Below are 19,513 nucleotides of genomic sequence, written 5' to 3'. Positions count from 1 at the left end.
CATGTCCTTTCCTCTCCTGACGGCGACCGCCGCGCTTCCGGCGGTCGGTGCGATCGCCACCGCCGCGGTCCCGGCCGCGCGGCGCACCGCGGCGAAGTGGCTCGCGCTGCTCTTCTCGCTCGGCACGCTCGCCCTGGGCGCCGTCCAGCTCGTCCGCTTCGACCCCGGCGGCGCCCGCTACCAGCTCACCGAATCACACGCCTGGATCAAGGACTTCGGCGTGCGGTACGAGCTGGGGGTGGACGGCATCGGGCTCGCGATGATCGCCCTGACCGCCCTGCTCATCCCGTTCGTCATGCTGGCGGGCTGGCACGATGCCGATCCTTCCCCAAGCTCTCAACTCCGTTCGAGCAGGGGAGACCCCAATGAGACCCGGCCCTATCGGTGGCGGCCGACTCAGGGCTTCTTCGCCCTGATCCTGGCCGTCGAGGCGATGGTGATCCTCTCCTTCGAGGCCACCGACGTATTCCTCTTCTACATCCTCTTCGAAGCCATGCTCATCCCGATGTACTTCCTCATCGGCGGCTTCGGGGACCGGGCGGCTCCCGCCCAATTCGCCGCCAAGGCGTCGGGCGGGGGCGACGAGGCGGCGGCGACCCAACGCTCGTACGCGGCAGTCAAGTTCCTCCTCTACAACCTGGTCGGCGGCCTGCTCATGCTGGCCGCGGTCATCGGCCTCTATGTGGTCGCGGGGAACTTCTCCCTCCAGGAGATCGTCGCCGCGCGGGCCAACGGCTCGCTGCACATGGCGACCAGCACCGAACGCTGGCTCTTCCTCGGCTTCTTCTTCGCCTTCGCGGTGAAGGCGCCGCTCTGGCCGTTGCACACCTGGCTGCCCAACGCGATGGGCGAGGCGACCGCCCCGGTCGCCGTGCTGATCACCGCCGTGGTCGACAAGGTCGGCACGTTCGCGATGCTGCGCTTCTGCCTCCAGCTCTTCCCGGAGGCGAGTAAGTGGGCCACCCCGGTGATCCTGGTGCTCGCGCTGATCAGCATCGTCTACGGCGCGCTGGTCGCGGTCGGCCAGCGTGACATCAAGCGGCTGATCGCGTATGCCTCGGTCTCGCACTTCGGCTTCATCATCCTGGGCATCTTCGCGATGACCACCCAGGGCCAGTCGGGCGCGACGCTCTACATGGTCAACCACGGGATCTCGACAGCCGCCCTGATGCTGGTGGCCGGCTTCCTGATCTCGCGGCGCGGCTCGCGGCTCATCGCCGACTACGGCGGTGTGCAGAAGGTGGCCCCGCTGCTGGCCGGGACCTTCCTGATCGGCGGTCTCGCCACCCTGTCGCTGCCCGGCCTCTCGCCCTTCGTCAGTGAATTCCTGGTCCTGGTCGGCACGTTCAGCGCGTACCCGGCCGCCGGGATCATCGCGACGGTCGGCATCGTGCTGGCCGCGCTCTACGTCCTGGTCCTCTACCAGCGCACAATGACTGGACCGGTCAGGGCGGCGGTGCAGGGCATGGCGGACCTCAAGGTCCGTGAACTGGTCGTCGTGCTGCCGCTGATCGCGCTGCTGGTCTTCCTCGGCGTCTATCCGAAGCCGCTGACGGACATCGTCAACCCGGCCGTGAAGCACACCATGTCCGACGTCCAGAAGAAGGACCCCCAGCCCACAGTGGAGGCCGCGAAGTGAGCGCAACAGCTGTCCACAGCCTGTGGACAACGGGGGCGGCCGGCCCCATCGGCAAGATCCCGACCCCGCACATCGAGTACGCGCAGCTCTCACCCGTGCTGATCATTCTCGGTGCGGCGATGCTCAGCGTCCTCGTCGAGGCCTTCGTACCGCGCAAGAGCCGCTACTACGCCCAGGTGTTCCTGAGCGTCGTGGCGGTCGTCGCCTCCTTCGCGGCGGTCGTCGCGCTGGCGGCGGGCGGTTACGGCTCGACCAAGGCGCACATCGCGGCGATGGGCGCGGTCGCGGTCGACGGGCCCGCGCTCTTCCTGCAGGGCACCATCCTGCTGGCCTCGCTGGTGGCCGTTTTCACCTTCGCCGAGCGCAGGCTCGACCCGGAGGTGCACGGCAACCGTACTGACTCCTTCGCCGCGCAGGCCGCGGCCGTACCAGGCAGCGACGGCGAACAGGCTGCGGTCAAGGCCGGGTTCACCACCACAGAGGTCTTCCCGCTCGCCCTGTTCGCCATCGGTGGCATGCTCGTCTTCCCGGCTGCCAACGATCTGCTGACGCTCTTCATCGCGCTGGAGGTCTTCTCGCTTCCGCTCTACCTGCTCTGCGCCGTCGCCCGCCGCAAGCGGCTGATGTCGCAGGAAGCGGCCGTGAAGTACTTCCTGCTCGGGGCATTCTCCTCGGCCTTCCTGCTCTTCGGGATCGCCCTGCTCTACGGGTACGCGGGCTCCGTCTCGTACGCGCGGATCGCCGACGTGGTCAACGGCACCGTGCAGAACGTCGACCCGGCGCTCGCCGACACCATGGGGAACGACGCGCTGCTGCTCATCGGCGGCGCGATGATCCTGCTCGGGCTGCTCTTCAAGGTGGGCGCCGTGCCGTTCCACATGTGGACCCCGGACGTCTACCAGGGTGCGCCGACGCCGGTCACCGGCTTCATGGCGGCCGCCACCAAGGTCGCCGCGTTCGGTGCGCTGCTGCGGCTGCTGTACGTGGTGCTGCCGGGGATGCGCTGGGACTGGCGGCCCGTGATGTGGGCCGTCGCGATCATCACCATGCTGGGCGGCGCGGTCGTCGCGATCACGCAGACCGACATCAAGCGGATGCTGGCCTACTCGTCCATCGCGCACGCCGGGTTCATCCTGGCCGGTGTCATCGCCACCACACCGGAGGGCGTCAGCTCGGTCCTCTTCTACCTGGTGACGTACTCGTTCGTGACGATCGGCGCCTTCGCCGTGGTCACGCTGGTCCGGGACGCGGGCGGCGAGGCCACCCATCTCTCCAAGTGGGCCGGGCTCGGGCGGCGTTCACCGCTGGTGGCCGCGGTCTTCGCCGTCTTCCTGCTGGCCTTCGCGGGCATCCCGCTGACCAGCGGGTTCAGCGGGAAGTTCGCCGTGTTCAAGGCAGCGGCCGACGGCGGGGCGAGCGGTCTGGTCGTGGTCGGTGTGATCTCGTCCGCCATCGCGGCGTTCTTCTACATCCGGGTCATCGTGCTGATGTTCTTCAGCGAGCCGAAGGCGGACGGCCCGACGGTCGCCGTCCCGTCGCCGCTGACGATGACGACGATCGCCGTGGGTGTCGTGGTCACGCTGGTGCTGGGGCTCGCCCCGCAGTACTTCCTGGACCTGGCGAGCCAGGCGGGGGTCTTCGTCCGGTAGCCGGGCTTGTGATCTCCGCGGCAGGAATTCCGCCGTACGAACTCCGCCGTCGGGCGGGCCGGGCGTCCCCCGGCCCGCCCGACGGCTTTCGTACGTCGCTGACCTGGGGTTTCGCGGCCTGCCTCGGGCTGTCCCGGCGTGCACCGGGGGCGGGTGCCGGCACGGGCGCACCCCAGGATGCGCCGCTGTGTCCGGGGATGTCGGTGCGGGACCCTATCGTGGCAGGAGCGAATGGGAGTGACCGGCAGGACGGGCGAGGGACCAGCGCGACGGGGGACGGAACGATGAAACGCGGGGCGGAACGATGAAGGGCAGTGGCGAGGCAGTGGCTGAGCGTACGGAGCAGGCGGAGCGGACCGCGCACGCGCGGGGCGCGGAGAGCGAGGCGCTCAGCACCCTGCACCGGGTCTTCGGCTACGACGCCTTCCGCGGCGAGCAGGAAGAGATCATCGGGCAGGTGGTGGACGGCGGGGACGCCGTCGTGCTGATGCCGACCGGTGGCGGAAAGTCCCTCTGCTACCAGATCCCCGCCCTGGTCAGGCCAGGTACGGGCGTGGTGATCTCGCCCCTGATCGCCCTGATGCAGGACCAGGTGGACGCGCTGCGCGCTCTCGGTGTGCGCGCGGGCTTCATGAACTCCACGCAGGACTTCGACGAGCGCCGCACCGTAGAGGCCGAGCTGCTCGCCGGAGAGCTCGACCTGCTCTATCTGGCGCCCGAGCGGCTGCGGGTCGAGGCCACGCTCTCCCTGCTGAGCCGCGCGAAGATCTCCGTGTTCGCGATCGACGAAGCGCACTGCGTCGCCAGCTGGGGACACGACTTCCGCCCCGACTACCTGGCGCTCTCGCTGCTCGGCGAGCGCTGGCCCGACGTACCGCGCATCGCCCTGACGGCCACCGCCACCCGCGCCACGCACCAGGAGATCACCGAGCGGCTCGGGATGCCGGCCGCGCGGCACTTCGTCGCGGGCTTCGACCGGCCCAACATCCAGTACCGGATCGTCCCCAAGAACGACCCCAGGAAGCAGCTGCTCGCCTTCCTCAAGGAGGAGCACGCGGGGGACGCCGGAATCGTCTACTGCCTCTCCCGTGCCTCCGTCGAGCGGACCGCCGAGTACCTCTGCAAGAACGGCGTCGAGGCCGTGCCGTACCACGCGGGGCTCGACGCGGGCACCCGCGCCGTCCACCAGTCGCGCTTCCTGCGCGAGGACGGCCTCGTGGTGGTCGCGACGATCGCCTTCGGGATGGGGATCGACAAGCCGGACGTCCGGTTCGTCGCCCACCTCGACCTGCCCAAGTCGGTGGAGGGGTACTACCAGGAGACCGGGCGCGCCGGGCGGGACGGGCTGCCCTCCACGGCGTGGATGACGTACGGGCTCCAGGACGTCGTGCAGCAGCGGAAGATGATCCAGGGCGGCGAGGGCGGCGAGGTGTTCAGGCGCCGGGCCGCGGCCCATCTGGACGCGATGCTGGCGCTCTGCGAGACCGCCGACTGCCGCCGCGCCCAGCTGCTCCAGTACTTCGGCCAGGAGGCGGTGACCCCCGCCTGCGGGAACTGCGACACCTGCCTCACACCGCCCGAGACCTGGGACGGCACGGTGGCTGCGCAGAAGGTGCTGTCCACGGTGGTACGGCTGGAGCGCGAGCGCAGGCAGAAGTTCGGCGCCGGCCAGATCGTGGACATCCTGCTCGGCCGCAGGACGGCCAAGGTCATCCAGTTCGATCACGACCAGCTCTCGGTCTTCGGTATCGGCGAGGACGTGCCGGAGGCCCAGTGGCGTGGAGTGGTGCGGCAGTTGCTGGCGCAGGGGCTGCTGGCGGTCGAGGGGGAGTACGGCACGCTGGTGCTGACCGGCACCAGCGGTTCGGTGCTCTCCGGAGACACCGAGGTCCGGCTCCGCAAGGAGCCGGAGAAGGCCGTGGTGGCCCGGGCGGCCAAGGGTGAGAAGAAGGCCAGGGCCGCTGCGGCGGCGGCCGATCTGCCCGCGGAGGCGGTGCCGGTCTTCGAGGCGCTGCGGACCTGGCGCGGCAAGCAGGCCAAGGAGCAGGGCGTCCCGGCGTATGTGATCTTCCACGACGCGACGCTGCGCGAGATCGCCACCGTGCGGCCCGCCACGCTCGGTGAGCTCGGTGGCATCGGCGGCCTCGGTGAGAAGAAGCTGGCGACGTACGGGGAGGGCGTGCTCGGCGTGCTGGGCGCGCTGACGGGCCCGGGCGATTCCGCACCGGACCAGTCGGCCGACACGGCGGACCAGCCCGTCCGGCCTGCCCAGACTCGCCAGGCCGTCTCGTCGGCCCCGGCCGCCCGGGTGCCCGCGCAGGGTGAGCCGGACGACCCGGGAGCCTGGGACGAGCCGGACTTCTCGGACTACCCCGACGACCCGGAGGCGTAGAGGCGGGGCGACCCGGGCGGTGCCACGCCCTCCCCGGCGCTCCCCCTGTTCACCCCCCGCCGCTCCGGTTCGCCCGGTCGATCTGGACGTTGCGGTGCACCGCGTGGGCGGTCCACTCCTCGTGCATCAGGTGCCGCACCGAGGCGCGGGACTTCCCGCCGTCCCGGGCGACGATCCGGGACAGGCCCACCGCCGTGACGAGCGCCGCGAGCGCCCGGCTGCGCGGGTCCGGGAAGCCTGCCGCCTCCGTCGTCAGGAAGCGGTCCCGGGCCTGAGCGGACCAGCTCCGCGGGCCCGCCGGATGACGGTAATAGGGCAGCAGCCCCGCGAAGCGCCGCGTCTCACGGGTCAGTACGTCCTCGTCCACCAGGTGGTCCAGGTACAGCCCCTCCACCGTGCGGCCGGTCCGGCGGATCCAGTAGCGCGCGCCGACGCCCCCGGCGGACTTCCGCTTGTCCGGGGCCGGCAGCAGCTCCAGCACCCGCGCGAGCACCGGGTCGTGCGGCGGCAGCGGCTGATCCACCGTCACCTTCCCGTGCGATTCGGAGATCCGCCCCTGCAGCTCCAGTTCGGCCAGGGCCGCACCGGCCATGCCGAACTCCAGATAGCGGTTCCGGCAGAACGGTTTGCCCCGGCGCGGGTCCAGCGCGAGCAGCAGCAGTTCCTCGGGGAGCGTCGGCGCTTCCTGGCTCATCGTGCGGGCACGATCCTTCCGGTCACTTCGCCGAGGCCGACCCGGGTCCCGTCGGGCCCCGGCGCCCAGGCGGTCAGCGTCACCTCGTCGCCGTCCTCCAGGAACGTCCGCTTGCCGCCGTCGAGTTCGAGGGGCCGGGTCCCGTTCCAGGTGATCTCGAGGAGCGAGCCGCACTGTTCGGGCGACGGCCCGCTGACCGTGCCCGAGCCGAAGAGGTCCCCGGTGCGGAGCGAGGCGCCGTTGACCGTCGTGTGGGCCAGCATCTGGGCGGCCGTCCAGTACATCCCGGCGAAGGGCGGCTCGGAGACCGACTGCCCGTTGATGGAAACCGCGATCCGCAGGTCAAGGCCGCCCGGTTCCTCGGCCGACGCGTCGTCGAGGTAGGGGAGCAGGGGCAGTTCGCGCGCGGGCGGGGCGGTCCGCGCCGCGTCGAGGGCCTCGAGCGGTGTCACCCAGGCCGAGACCGAGGTGGCGAAGGACTTGCCCAGGAAGGGGCCCAGCGGTACGTACTCCCAGGCCTGGATGTCGCGCGCCGACCAGTCGTTGAGCAGCTGGAGGCCGAAGACGTGGTCCCGGTAGCCGGACAGCGGAACGGTTCCGCCCTGCGCGGACGGGACGCCGACGACGAAGCCGACCTCCGCCTCGATGTCGAGCTTGACCGAAGGCCCGAAGACCGGAGCCGGGTCCGACGGTGCCTTGCGCTGCCCCGAAGGACGTACGACATCGGTGCCCGACACGACGACCGTGCCCGAACGGCCGTGGTAACCGATCGGCAGATGCTTCCAGTTGGGCGTCAGCGCCGCCGAGTCCGGCCGGAAGATGCTGCCGACGTTCGTCGCGTGGTGCTCGCTGGCGTAGAAGTCGACATAGTCGGCGACCTCGTACGGAAGATGCATCGTGACGTCCGCCACCGGACGCAGTAGCGGCTCTATGACCGGACGGTGCGCCGGGACGGTCACCCAGGCGGTCAGCGCGCGCCGCACATCGCGCCACGTCGTACGGCCCGCCGCGAGCAGCGGGTTGAGCGTGGGGCGGTCGAGCAGCTTGCTGTACGGGGAGCCGAGCGCGAGCGCCGCCGCCCCCGCGTCGAGTACATGGCCGCCGATCCGCACGCCCACCCGGCGCCGGTCGGGATCCTCAGGGGTGGAGAAGACTCCGTACGGCAGGTTGTGCGGGCCGAAGGGGTCGCCTTCGGGGAGGTCGAGCGGGCTCTGCTCAGGCATGGGGTGCTGCCTCGCTTTCAGGTCTGTGGACAGACCCACGGTACGGGGGCGGGGCGGGCCGCGTCAGCTGGCGAAACGTTCGCGGTGTCCTGCCCAGGGGGGCGCGTCCTCGAACCCGCACCCGCCGTGCCCGGGCCGAGCTCTCAACAGCGCCGCCGCCGCGCCCCGCGCCCTGCACTTGAGGGCCACCCCGCTGCCCCGCCATTTCAAGCCCGTCCGGCGATTGCGGACACGGGCCCGGCCGCTTGCCCCCGGCTTCGGGAAGGGGCGGGGCGGGGCAAGCCCGCCGCAGGCGCCCACCCCCGCACTATCCCGTCGCACTACCCCGCCGTACGCGGAATGCGCTTCTCCCAGCTCCGCCGGAACACCACCTCTTCGCCCTCCTGGCACACCACTTCGCTCGTCGTGATGAAGTCCTGGTCGTCGCAGGTGATCTCGGAGCGGGTCCGCACCCGGGCGTCCCAGCCCGTCTCGGGGCGGTGCAGGCGGATCGACCAGTCCGAGCGGGTGTGCGCCGACAGCGGGTCCGCCTCATTGATCGTGTACGTCTCCAGTGCGTCCTCGCTGAACTCCAGGCCGTCCGGGTAGATCCGGGTGCCCCCGTACCTGGGGTCCACCTCCAGACGCCAGTCGCCCTTCGCCACATCGCGTACGACCAGCCGCTCCGGGCGCTCGTCCGGGTTCTCCGGGTAGACCACGCCGAGCGGTTCCGACTGCTCCGGCTCATCGAAGGTGATGTCGTCCTCGGTGTGCGCGCGGACCGGGAGTTCCATGGTCGAGGCCGCGGGGTCGAGGATCCAGCCGTGCGCCGAGTCGGGCTGCGGCCAGATCCACGGCCAGTACGCCGACGAGACCGAGAGGCGGATGCGGTGGCCGGGCGGGAAGGTGTGGCCGATGCCGTTCAGCTCGAAGGTGAGCGACTCGGTGGTGCCCGGTTCCCAGGGGTCCGACCGGTCCCGGCCGTGGCGCGCCGAGAAGTTGAGCGCGCCCCGGGTGACCAGGGTGGACGAGCCGTCAGGTGCGACGTCGCAGAGCCGGGCGACGACCTGCCCCGTGGGGACGTCGGAGCGCACCGAGAGGTGCACCTTCGCGCGGCCCAGGATCTCGATGGCAGCCTGGCGGACCGGGAATTCGAAGCAGACGGACTTCGCGTCCTCGTCCCGCTGGTCGGGCGGCAGATCGGATTCGTTGCCGAACGGGAAGAACCGCCCGGCGTCCAGACCGGTCTGCATCGGCGACCTGACCTCCATCGGGTCGCCCTGGAGCGCGTACGACACCGGTGTGACATGCGGTGACGGCCAGGCCGTGTCACCGACCCAGCGGCCGGGCAGCTCCGGGTAGACGGTGGCCGGCGGGTGCGACTCGCTGATCCACGAGCGCAGCAGCGGCTCGTCCATCACCCCGTTGTCCTCGCCCTTCAGATGGTGGTCCCACCAGCGCAGGGTCTCCTGGAGGAAGCCGATCGCCGGTCCCGGCGGCAGCCCCCTGTCCGGGTACTGATGCGACCAAGGGCCGATCAGCCCCCGCACCCGCGACGGATCCAGATTCCCGACAAGACGCAGGGCGGTGTCCCGGTACGGGTCGTGCCAGCCGCCGACGGTCAGGACCGCCGCCTCGATGGCCGGATAGTCCTCGCAGACGCTGCCGTGCTTCCAGTAGTCGTCGCGCGTCTGGTGGGCGAGCCAGGTGTGGATGAACGGCTCCACGGCCTCCAGCCGGCTCAGCCACATGTCCCGCCAGACCGAACCGACCTGCGCCGGGTCCGGCGGCCGCGACACGAAGGCGAGCATGGTGGCCGCCCAGGCGTGCATGTCGACGGCGAGCACCGAGCCGCCCATGTAGTGGACGTCGTTGTCGTAGCGGTCGTCGGCGGAGCAGACCGTGACGATGGCCTTGAGCGGCTCGGGGGCGAGGGCCGCGATCTGGAGCGAGTTGAAGCCGCCCCAGGAGATGCCGAACATCCCGACCTTGCCGGTGCACCAGTCCTGCCCGGCCAGCCAGTTCACCACCTCGACCCCGTCGGCCAGTTCCTGGGCGTCGTACTCGTCACCGGGCATCCCGGTCGAGTTGCCGTGGCCGCGCACATCCACCCGTACGGAGGCGTATCCGTGGCCCGCGTACCAGGGGTGCCGCTGCGAGTCCCGCGGCGCCGTCCAGTCGCTCAGGCGGTACGGAAGGTATTCGAGCAGGGCGGGGACCGGTCCGGCCGCGTTGACCGGACGCCAGATCCTGGCGTACAGCTGCGTGCCGTCCGGGAGCGGGATCCAGACGTCCTCGCGGCGGGTCTCGTACGGGAATTCGGTGCGGATTCGAGCCACGGCAGGCGCTCCTCAGTGGACGGGGTGCATGGTGCGTTTGAGCCAGGGGGCGGCCGCGACGACCGCGAGCCCGGCGACGACGGCGATGGCGCCGTTGACACCGAAGTACGCCGGGTCGGAGACCTCGCCGTACAACTTCACGATCTGCGCCTGGATGCCGTTGGCGAGGGCGAGGGACAGGAACCAGAGCGCCATCGTCTGGCTGGCGAAGGCGGCGGGCGCGAGCTTGGTGGTGGCGGACATGCCGGAGGTCTCGACGAGGATGTCGCCGAGGCCCAGCAGCGCGTACGAGCCGACGATCCACCAGACGGACATCAGCCAGTCGCTGCCGGTGCGGCCGGAGGTGGCCGGAACCATGATCAGGAAGGAGAGGCCGCCGAGGATGGTGCCGATGGCGATCTTGTTGGAGGCGTGCGGCTGGTGCCGGCCCATCCGGACCCAGACGGCCGCGACCACGGGGGCCAGCGCCACTTCGAACGCGCCGAGCGCCGACGCGTACCAGCTGGCGGGGAAGTGGTAGCCGAAGATCTCCGTCTTGGCGTTGGTCGACGCGAGCAGGATCATCGTCGAGTACGCCTGGAAGAGGATGAAGTTGAAGACCACCGAGGCGAGGAACAGCACGATGTAGGGGCGCAGATGACCCCGCTCGGCCCTGGTCACCCGGGGGCTGCGGAACATCACGGTGAAGAAGACGATCGGCGCGAGCACCGAGATGATGGTCAGCGCGTCGACGGTGCGGTCCAGCGTCAGCCAGCCGGAGAGCCCGAGGATCACGGCGACCACGGCGACGGCCAGCGCCCCGCCGACGATCATCCTCACCGCGCGGCGCATCGCGGCGGGCGGCATCGCCTGCTCGGCGGCGTCGGTGCGGCCCGCGATGGTGCGGCGCCCCAGGACGTACTGGATCAGACCCAGCGTCATACCGACGGCGGCGGCCGAGAAGCCCCAGTGCCAGCCCTTGTGGTCACCGAGCCAGCCGGTGATCAGCGGACCGAGGAAGGCGCCGATGTTGATGCACATGTAGTACAGGGCGAAACCGGCGTCGCGGCGCTGGTCCTCGGTGCGGTACAGCTTGCCGACCAGCGTGGCGACGTTCGGCTTCAGCAGCCCCGTACCGAGCGAGATGAGCCCCAGGCCGACCCAGGTCATGGCGGCCGCCGGGACCGCCATCGAGTAGTGGCCGAGTGCGATGAGGATGCCGCCGCCGAGGACCGCGCGGTACGAACCGAGGATGCGGTCGGCCAGCCAGCCGCCCGCCACCGAGACCAGATAGACCAGCGTGCCGTACGCGGCGGAGATGGAAGCCGCCGCTCCCGGCGACATGCCGAGACCGTCCTGGTTGACCGCGGCGGTGAAGTACAGGACGAGGATGGCCTGCATCCCCAGGAACGAGAACCGCTCCCAGATCTCCAGGCTCGAGAGGGTCGCCAGACCGCGTGGCTGGCCGAAGAACGAATGGTCGTGGCCCGGTTCCGGCGGGGGCTGGGACGGTGGTGCGTGTCCCGGCTGCGGCTCTGTTCCGGACAAAGGTACTGCTCCCATTCGAATCGACTTGTTTTGAACATACCGGTCACCTTCGGTATGTGCTCGGGGTGGGCGGGCAGGCGCTCATGGTGATCGAAAGAGGACCGGATACGCTGACTTGAGTGCGGACAGCGACACATCGACAATCCGTGTGATCGTCAGCAGACAGGAGATCCCCTCGTGACCGTCGTCGAGCCATTCGGGCTGAACGTGCGGGACCAGGCACTTGAGGCCGATGTCCAGGCCGGATTGGCGGCTGTCGAGGCCGGGCTGCTCGATGCCACCAAGAGCGAGGTCCCTTTCATCACGGAGGCCGCGCAGCATCTCGTACGGGCCGGGGGTAAGCGCTTTCGTCCGCTTCTTGTGATGCTCGCTGCCCAGTTCGGTGACCCTTATGCGCCTGGGGTCGTGCCTTCTGCCGTTGTGGTCGAATTGACCCACCTGGCCACGCTTTACCACGACGACGTGATGGACGAGGCGGATGTACGCCGGGGGGTGGACAGCGCCAACAAGCGCTGGGACAACTCGGTCGCGGTCCTGACCGGCGACTTTCTCTTCGCGCGCGCTTCGCACATCCTGGCGGACCTGGGCCCGGAGGCCGTACGCATCCAGGCGGAGGCGTTCGAACGCCTTGTCACCGGCCAGATCCTGGAGACCGCGGGCCCGCGCGACGGCCGCGACCCGGTCAGCCACTACCTCGACGTCATCGCGGGCAAGACGGGCTCCCTGATCGCGGTCTCCGGACGGTTCGGCGCGATGATGTCCGGCGCCGACGAGAGCGTGGTGAACATCCTGACGCAGTACGGCGAGCGGCTCGGCACCGCGTTCCAGCTGGCCGACGACGTACTGGACATCGCGAGCGACAGCCACGAGTCCGGCAAGACCCCGGGAACGGACCTGCGCGAGGGCATCCCCACACTGCCGGTGCTGCGGCTGCGCGCCCAGGCCGCCGAGCACGGCCGTCCGGACGATCTCGCCCTGGTCGAGCTGCTGTCGGGCGACCTGACGGACGACGCCCGGCACGCCGAGGCGCTGCGGCTGATGCGGGCGCACCCGGCCCTGGAGCAGGTCCGCCAGGACACCGTGCGGTACGCGGAGGAGGCCCGCGCCTCGCTGGCGCCGCTGCCGGAGTGCTTCGCGAAGACCGCCCTTGAGGAGCTGTGCGGCGCGGTGGTGCACCGCGTGGGGTGAGGCGGTTTGGTGGAGGCGGGGCCGTCGGCTGCTGAGCTGCCGGTCTGCCGGCTGCTGAGCTATTTTCCGGGACCCGTGCCGCGTACCTGCGGACGGGTCCTTCTGCTTGGGCCGGCATGAGGTGGTGGCGCCGGCGGACGCCCGGGCCCGGCCCGCTCGTTGGGCCGGTCGCTCGTTGGTCCGGTCGCGCGGGCCGGGTCCTTCGGACGGGTGGCCCGCCCCGGCCGGCTCCTTCCCCTACGGGGCAGGACCAGTTGCCGGTGCCGCCCGTCATACCGCAGTACTAGGCGGAGTTGCTCCCGGGGGCTGACGCGTACGTCCCGGGAATTTGGTGAGATGGACCGCAACACACCCCACCAATTCGGGTGAGAATGGCGGCGCGGGGTGGACGAGCGCAACCGTACGGATCGCCGCCGATCACGGAGGTAGGGCACACATGGCACCGAACGACAGTGCACAGGGCACCGGGGAGGCCGGGACTTCCGCCGCAGGCCGCCGGAAGGCGGCACGTTATCTCGTCCCGGTCGGAGTGGCGGGGGTAGCGGCGGCGACGATCGGTCTCGTGCCGGCGCTCGCCAGCTCGGGCGACCCCAGCCTGCCGAAGATCTCGGCGCAGCAGCTCATCCAGAAGATGGCCGCATCGGACACCCAGCAGCTGTCCGGCACGGTGAAAGTCAGCTCGGACCTGGGCATCCCGTCACTGGGCGGTCTGGCCGGGTCCCTCGGCGGGGGCGCGCTCAGCGGTGGCAGCGGCAACGGTGGCAAGGGCGGGTCGAGCGCGGCGCCCGACTCCAAGCTGATGGAACTGGCCTCGGGCACGCACACCCTGCGGGTGGCCGCCGACGGCCCCGACAAGCAGCGGGTGTCCATCCTGGACAACGCCGCCGAGTACAGCCTGATCCACAACGACCAGCAGGTCTGGGCGTACGACAGCCAGTCGAACCAGGTCTACCACTCGAAGACCGGCGCCTCCGCGGACGCCCGGAAGGGCCGCACCGACAAGCTCCCGGCCACCCCGAAGGACTTCGCCGAGCAGACGCTGAAGGCCGTCGGCCCGACGACATCGGTGAGTGTCGACGGCACGGCACAGGTGGCGGGCCGCGACGCGTACCAGCTGCTCATCAGGCCGAAGCAGTCCGGCTCCACGATCGGTTCGGTCCGGATCGCGGTGGACTCGAAGACCGGCACCCCGCTGAAGTTCACGCTCACGCCGAGCAGCGGTGGGAAGGCCGCCATCGACGTGGGGTTCACCAAGGTCGACTTCGGCAGGCCCGCGGTTTCCACCTTCTCCTTCACTCCGCCCAAGGGCGCGAAGGTGACGGAGGGCGCCACGCCGAAGGCCGGTACGCACCTGGCCCCGAAGGGTACGCAGCTGGCTCCGAAGGGCGCCCCGAAGGACCTGAAGTCCGCGTCACCCGAGGACTTCAAGGGCCTGAACATCATCGGCAAGGGCTGGACGTCGGTGGCCAGGATCGACACCGGCAGCGGCAAGGGCATCGGCGCGCTGGGCGGCTCCGCGAAGAAGAGCGGCGGCCCGGTGGACGCGCAGAAGTTCCTCAGCTCGCTGGGGGACAGGGTGACGGGCTCGTTCGGCTCGGGCACCGTGTTCCACACCCGGCTGGTGAACGCGCTGATGACGGACGACGGAAGGATCTTCGTCGGAACGGTCGACAAGAGCGCACTGGTCAAGGCGGCCGACGCGGCCGAGTAGGAACGGCGGCGGGTCCGGCCGGCTCCCAGGAGCCCGGCCGGACCCGTCCGGCTGTGCGGGTGTGCTGGTCCCGGCGGACCGGCCGTTTCGGGTGTGCTGTCCGGGCCGGCTGTTCCGGGCCGGCTGAGCTCCGTGCCACCCGCGCCCCGTTAGCCTGGACCGCACGGTGCGCCGAACGACGGGACCATCGCCATGCCTGAAGCCGTCATCGAAACCCATGCCCTGACCAAACGCTTCCGCGGCGGCCAGCTCGCGGTGAACCGCCTGGACCTCACTGTCCCGCGCGGCAGCGTCTTCGGCTTCCTCGGGCCCAACGGCTCCGGCAAGACCACCACCATCCGGATGCTCCTCGGCCTCATCGCCCCGACCTCCGGCACCGCGAGCCTGCTCGGACAGCCGATGCCGCGCGCCGCCCGCAGCGTGCTGCCGAGCGTCGGCGCGCTCATCGAAGGCCCCGCGCTGTACGGGTTCCTCTCCGGCCGCGACAATCTGCTGCGCTACGACTCCGCCGACCCGCAGGCCGACCCCCGCACCCGGCGCGCCCGTGTCGACGCCGCCCTCGGACGGGTGGGGCTCGCCCACGCGTCCGCCAAGAAGGCCAAGGCGTACTCGCTCGGCATGAAGCAGCGGCTCGGCCTCGCCTCGGCCCTGCTCCAGCCGCGCGGACTGCTCGTACTGGACGAGCCGACGAACGGGCTCGACCCGCAAGGGATGCGGGAGATCAGAACCCTGGTCAGGGAGCTGGCGGACGACGGCACCACGGTCTTCCTCTCCTCCCATCTCCTGGACGAGATCGAACAGGTCTGCACCCACGCGGCCGTGATGGCCCGGGGCACGCTGCTCACCCAGGGCCGGGTCGCGGACCTCGCGACCCGCGGCCGCCTCGCCGTCGGCACACCGGACCCGGCCGTGGCCGCCCGCGTGCTCAAGGAGCTGGGCGTCGCCGACGTGGAGGTGAGCGGGGACCGGGTGACCGGTGACATCCCGTCGGCCGGAACCGATATGGCGGACCTCAACACCGCTCTCGTACGGGAAGGCGTCCGGGTCAGGTCCTTCGGCGTCGAACGGGCCTCCTTGGAGGACGCCTTCGTCGCACTCACCGGAGAGGGTTTCGATGTCGCAGGCTGAGACGTCCCGGCAGGAGACGCAGCAGGGTCCGGCGGCACCGCCCGGGGCCGTACCGCAGGAACCGGCACGGCAGGACCCGGCGCCCCGGGGCGCCGGGCCGCGGCAGTCCGGCGGATCCGGCGAGCCGCGCGCCCTGTACCCGCGCCGTCAGCTCGGCCTCTTCCGTTCCGAGCTGACCATCACCTTCCGCCGCTGGCGCACCCTCGCTCTGCTCGCCGTACTGGCCGCGGTCCCGGTCCTCATCGGTATCGCCGTCAAGCTGGAGACGGACCACGGTTCCACGGCCCGCGATCCCAGCGGCAACGGCCCCGCCTTCCTCACCGACATCACCAACAACGGCCTGTTCCTGGTCTTCGCTGCGCTCGCCGCGACCCTCCCGGTCTTCCTCCCGATGGCGATCGGAGTCATCGCGGGGGATTCCGTGGCGGCTGAGGCCAGTGCGGGGACGCTCCGCTATCTGCTGGTCGCCCCGGCCGGGCGGACGCGGCTGCTGCTCGCCAAGTTCGTCTGCGCCGTGGCCTTCTGCCTGGCAGCGACCCTGACCGTGGCGGCCTCCGCGCTGGCGGTGGGGGCGCTGCTCTTCCCGCTCGGCGATGTCACGACGATCTCGGGGACCCAGATCTCCTTCACCGACGGCCTCGGCCGGGCAGCGCTGATCTCGGCCGTCGTCGCCGCATCGCTCATCGGAGTCGCGGCCGTCGGTCTGTTCGTCTCCACCCTCACCAGCAGCGGAATCGCCGCGATGGCGACGACGGTCGGCCTGGTGATCACGGTGCAGATCCTGGACGGGATCCCGCAGCTGCACGCGATCCAGCCGTATCTGTTCCCGCACTACTGGCTGTCCTTCGCGGACCTGCTGCGCGCGCCGGTCTACTGGGACGAGATCGTCAAGAACCTCGGCCTGCAGGGCCTGTATGCCGTGGTGTTCGGCTCGGCGGCCTGGGCGCGGTTCACCACGAAGGACATCGCGGCTTGACCAGAAGCGGACGGGACGAGCGGGGGAAGGAGAAAGGGAGGGCACGTGCCGTACCGAGAAGCCGTCCCCCGACGCGGCTCGACACGACACGTACCGTTTCCCCACCCGTATTCTCGGGTGTCCACCTTCCGCTGTCAAGACGCTACGTATCGTCCCCGGCCGCGACCGGTGCACAGGCTCAGGTGAATAGACTCAAGCGGTGAACCTCACGCCCAATCCCGCGCGCCGGAGCGAGAAATCGCAGCAGGCGATTCTCGCGGCCGCCCTCGCGCTCTGTGTCGAGCGGGGGTACGCCCGCGCCACGATCGAGGCGATCGCCGCCCGTGCCGGTGTGAGCAAGAAGACGATCTACCGCTGGTGGCCGTCCAAGGGCGCCCTGCTGCTCGAAGCACTGGACCACGCGGTCATCCGGACCCGCCCGTTCCCCGACACCGGCGACCTCGCCGCCGATCTCCACTCCCAGATGACCGGAGTGGTGCGGCTCCTCGCGCATCCGCCGCTCGGCCCCGCGTACGCCGGGATCCTCACCGAGATCCAGTACGACGACGAACTCGCCAGGACCGTGCAGGAGCAGTTCATCGACCCGCGGGTCAAGGGCGCGACGGGCCGGCTGCGCAGCGCCCAGGAGCAGGGCGCGCTCCCCGTGGACGCCGACCTCAACCTTGCGGTGGAGCTGCTCTACGGGCCGCTCTACTACCGGCACTGCCTGCGCAGAACCCCGTACGACTCGGAGGAGATCACCCGGCTGATCGCCCATGTCCTGAAGGGGCTGGGCGGCTGAGAGCGGGGTCCAGCCGGGCAGCAGCCCCGGCAGCCAGGTCGGCTGGGTTCGGTACGGGGCCGGTCAGGCGGCGGGACCGGTGGCCGTCGGCTCATTCGACGCCGGACCCGCGGTGTCCGGCCCCGCGGCCTGTCCGCGGTCGTCTCCGGGTTCCTGTCCGCGCAACTGCTCCGGTGCCTGCTCCCGCTCCCGTACCTGCTCCCGCTTCCGTGCTTCGGCTGTCAGCTGCGCCGCACGTGCCCGTGTCCGGTGCGCGTTCCGCAGGGCGTCCCAGGTCAGGAGCGTCAGCGCCAGCCACACCAGCGCGAAGCCCGCCCATCGCTCCGGTGGCATCGCCTCGTGGAAGTACAGGATGCCCAGCCCGAACTGGAAGACCGGCGTCGAGTACTGGAGCAGCCCCAGCGTCGAGAGCGGTACCCGGATCGCCGCCGCGCCGAAGAGGACCAGCGGGACCGCGGTGACCAGGCCGGTCGACGCGAGGAGCGCTCCGTGGGCGGGGGAGCCGAACGTGGACTCGCCACTCGCGGTGAGGAACATCAGATACGCCAGCGCCGGCAGGAACTGCACCGCAGTCTCCGCTGCGAGCGACTCCAGGCCGCCGAGGTTCACCTTCTTCTTGACCAGCCCGTACGTCGCGAAGGAGAAGGCCAGCAGCAGCGAGGTCCACGGGGGCTTGCCGTATCCGACGGCGAGGACCAGCACGGCCACCACGCCCGTGGCGACGGCGGCCCACTGAGCGGGGCGCAGCCGTTCACCGAGCAGCAGGACCCCCATCGCTATGGTGACCAGCGGATTGATGAAGTAACCGAGCGAGGCCTCGACGACCTGACCGCTGTTCACGGCCCAGATGTAGAGGCCCCAGTTGACGCTGATGACGACTGCCGCGATGGCCACGAGTCCCAGTCGGCGGGGCGTACGGACGAGCTCGCCGATCCAGGCCCAGCGCCGCATCAGCAGCAGCGCGACCAGCACGACGCCCAGGGACCACACCATGCGGTGGGCCAGGATCTCCAGGGCGCCGGACGGTTTGAGCAGTGGCCAGAACATCGGGACGAGCCCCCACAGCACGTACGCCGCAGCGCCGTTCAGGAACCCTGCCCGCTGCTCGCTGGTGCCCTTCACGGGCCCTCCCCTGAAATCGTCCGACACCCGTCGAGTGCATGAGGCTTACGGAGTGAAGGTAACGGGAGGAGGGCCCGGCTGTCATGCCCGTGACGGCATACGGTCATGACAGCCGTACGGCCGTGCCGGTTTCATGGCGTGCCGGCTTTCCTCGGTCGCGCCGGCTTCTGTGGTCGTGCCCGCTCTACGGTCGCACCGGCCTTACGGTCACTCCGGCTTTACGCTGACGCCAGCGCGGCTGCGACGGAGGCGGCGATCGGGGTGGTGGGGCGCCCCGTCAGCCGGGCCAGGTCACCGCTCGTGCCGGCCAGCAGGCCGCGCTCGATGGCCGCGTCCACGTCCGCGAGGATCGCCGCGAATTCCTCCGGGAGACCCGCGCCGACCAGGATCTCCTGGTGCGTGGCCGCCGGGACGTTGCGGTACGCGATCTCCTTGCCGGAGGCATTCGCGACCTCGGCCGCGTACTCGGCGAAGGACCAGGCGATGTCGCCGCTCAGCTCGTAGACCTTGCCCAGGTGGCCGTCCGACACGAGGACGGCAGCGGCGGCTGCCGCGTAGTCCGCGCGGGCGGCCGACGCGACCCGGCCGTCGCCCGCGTTGGTGACGACGGCGCCGTGTTCGAGGACCGGCGTGAGGTTCCCGGTGTAGTTCTCGTTGTACCAGCCGTTGCGCAGGAAGGTGTACGGAAGCCCGGAGTCCAGGATCAGCTGCTCGGTCACCTTGTGCTCGGCGGCCAGCTGGAAGTCGGCGTCGGGGCCGCCCAGTATTCCCGTGTACGCGAGCTGTGCGACGCCCGCCGCCTTCGCCGCACCGATGACCGCGGTGTGCTGCGGCACGCGCCGGCCGACCTCGCTGCCGGAGATGAGGAGCACGCGCTCGCCCGCGCGGAACGCCCCGTCGAGGCTCGCCGGGTCGTTGTAGTCGGCGACCCGCAGCTCGACGCCGCGCGCCGCCAGGCCGGCGGCCTTCTCCTTGCTGCGGACGACGGCGGCGACCTGGTCCGCGGGGACCCTGCCGAGCAGCTCATCGATGACGAGGCGGCCGAGGGCCCCGGTGGCTCCGGTGACGACGATGCTCATGAGGTGATGTGCTCCCTGGGATTCGGGTGGTGAGAGTGGTTCGGGTGATGAGAGCGGTTCAGATTCTGTGGGTGGTTTGTGCGGTT

14 protein-coding genes are annotated in these 19,513 nt (G+C 70.6%); 8 read left to right on the top strand and 6 right to left on the bottom strand.

Annotated features, from left to right (window positions below):
- Position 1: 1 nt before the first annotated feature.
- The 3 genes from OG452_RS13810 to recQ all read left to right on the top strand — a co-directional run bounded on the left by OG452_RS13810 (position 2) and on the right by recQ (position 5,680).
- Complete coding sequence (locus tag OG452_RS13810; RefSeq protein WP_327295908.1) at positions 2–1,639, top strand: NADH-quinone oxidoreductase subunit M; 1,638 nt, start codon at positions 2–4, stop codon at positions 1,637–1,639.
- On the top strand, positions 1,636–3,288 hold the full coding sequence (gene nuoN / locus OG452_RS13805; RefSeq protein ID WP_327295907.1) for an NADH-quinone oxidoreductase subunit NuoN: 1,653 nt from the start codon (positions 1,636–1,638) through the stop codon (positions 3,286–3,288). Before OG452_RS13810 ends, nuoN begins: the two co-directional genes overlap by 4 nt.
- Positions 3,289–3,592: 304 nt before the next feature.
- Complete coding sequence (recQ, locus tag OG452_RS13800; protein ID WP_327295906.1) at positions 3,593–5,680, top strand: DNA helicase RecQ; 2,088 nt, start codon at positions 3,593–3,595, stop codon at positions 5,678–5,680.
- Between the two features lie 49 nt (positions 5,681–5,729).
- Here the strand turns inward: recQ and OG452_RS13795 are convergent, their stop codons facing one another.
- The 4 genes from OG452_RS13795 to OG452_RS13780 all read right to left on the bottom strand — a co-directional run bounded on the left by OG452_RS13795 (position 5,730) and on the right by OG452_RS13780 (position 11,457).
- On the bottom strand, positions 5,730–6,374 hold the full coding sequence (locus OG452_RS13795; protein WP_327295905.1) for a GOLPH3/VPS74 family protein: 645 nt from the start codon (positions 6,372–6,374) through the stop codon (positions 5,730–5,732).
- A complete protein-coding gene (gene fahA, locus OG452_RS13790) occupies positions 6,371–7,597 on the bottom strand; it encodes a fumarylacetoacetase (protein WP_327295904.1) in 1,227 nt (408 codons plus the stop codon). The genes OG452_RS13795 and fahA overlap by 4 nt, the downstream gene beginning before the upstream one ends.
- 320 nt (positions 7,598–7,917) lie before the next feature.
- Positions 7,918–9,915, bottom strand: coding sequence for a CocE/NonD family hydrolase (locus tag OG452_RS13785; RefSeq protein WP_327295903.1), 1,998 nt, complete (start codon positions 9,913–9,915; stop codon positions 7,918–7,920).
- A 12-nt stretch (positions 9,916–9,927) separates the two neighbouring features.
- Positions 9,928–11,457 carry a peptide MFS transporter gene (locus OG452_RS13780; protein ID WP_442810003.1) on the bottom strand — a complete coding sequence of 510 codons (1,530 nt, stop codon included), beginning with the start codon at positions 11,455–11,457 and terminating at the stop codon, positions 9,928–9,930.
- Between the two features lie 162 nt (positions 11,458–11,619).
- Between OG452_RS13780 and OG452_RS13775 the strand changes: the two genes are divergently transcribed.
- The 5 genes from OG452_RS13775 (at position 11,620) to OG452_RS13755 (ending at position 17,226) form a co-directional block, all read left to right on the top strand.
- On the top strand, positions 11,620–12,630 hold the full coding sequence (locus OG452_RS13775) for a polyprenyl synthetase family protein (RefSeq protein WP_327295901.1): 1,011 nt from the start codon (positions 11,620–11,622) through the stop codon (positions 12,628–12,630).
- 436 nt (positions 12,631–13,066) lie between these two features.
- Positions 13,067–14,341: a LolA family protein gene (locus tag OG452_RS13770; protein WP_327295900.1), complete on the top strand. Its 1,275-nt coding sequence runs from the start codon at positions 13,067–13,069 to the stop codon at positions 14,339–14,341.
- Positions 14,342–14,533: 192 nt separating this feature from the next.
- Positions 14,534–15,469 (top strand): ABC transporter ATP-binding protein, encoded by a 936-nt coding sequence (locus tag OG452_RS13765; protein ID WP_327295899.1) that lies wholly within the window; start codon positions 14,534–14,536, stop codon positions 15,467–15,469.
- On the top strand, positions 15,456–16,445 hold the full coding sequence (locus OG452_RS13760) for an ABC transporter permease (protein ID WP_327295898.1): 990 nt from the start codon (positions 15,456–15,458) through the stop codon (positions 16,443–16,445). Before OG452_RS13765 ends, OG452_RS13760 begins: the two co-directional genes overlap by 14 nt.
- 199 nt (positions 16,446–16,644) lie before the next feature.
- The gene (locus tag OG452_RS13755) at positions 16,645–17,226 is read left to right on the top strand and encodes a TetR/AcrR family transcriptional regulator (protein ID WP_327295897.1); all 582 of its coding nucleotides are present in this window, start codon (positions 16,645–16,647) and stop codon (positions 17,224–17,226) included.
- Between the two features lie 63 nt (positions 17,227–17,289).
- On the opposite strand, the gene rarD is transcribed toward OG452_RS13755, so the two are convergent.
- Positions 17,290–18,348 carry an EamA family transporter RarD gene (rarD, locus tag OG452_RS13750; protein WP_327295896.1) on the bottom strand — a complete coding sequence of 353 codons (1,059 nt, stop codon included), beginning with the start codon at positions 18,346–18,348 and terminating at the stop codon, positions 17,290–17,292.
- A gap of 218 nt (positions 18,349–18,566) precedes the next feature.
- Positions 18,567–19,427, bottom strand: a complete 861-nt coding sequence (locus tag OG452_RS13745; RefSeq protein WP_327295895.1) for an SDR family oxidoreductase — start codon at positions 19,425–19,427, stop codon at positions 18,567–18,569.
- Positions 19,428–19,513 lie beyond the last annotated feature (86 nt).

This window comes from Streptomyces sp. NBC_01197, from assembly GCF_036010505.1.
Lineage (GTDB): Bacteria > Actinomycetota > Actinomycetes > Streptomycetales > Streptomycetaceae > Streptomyces.
This window is presented reverse-complemented; position numbering and strand designations above follow the sequence as displayed.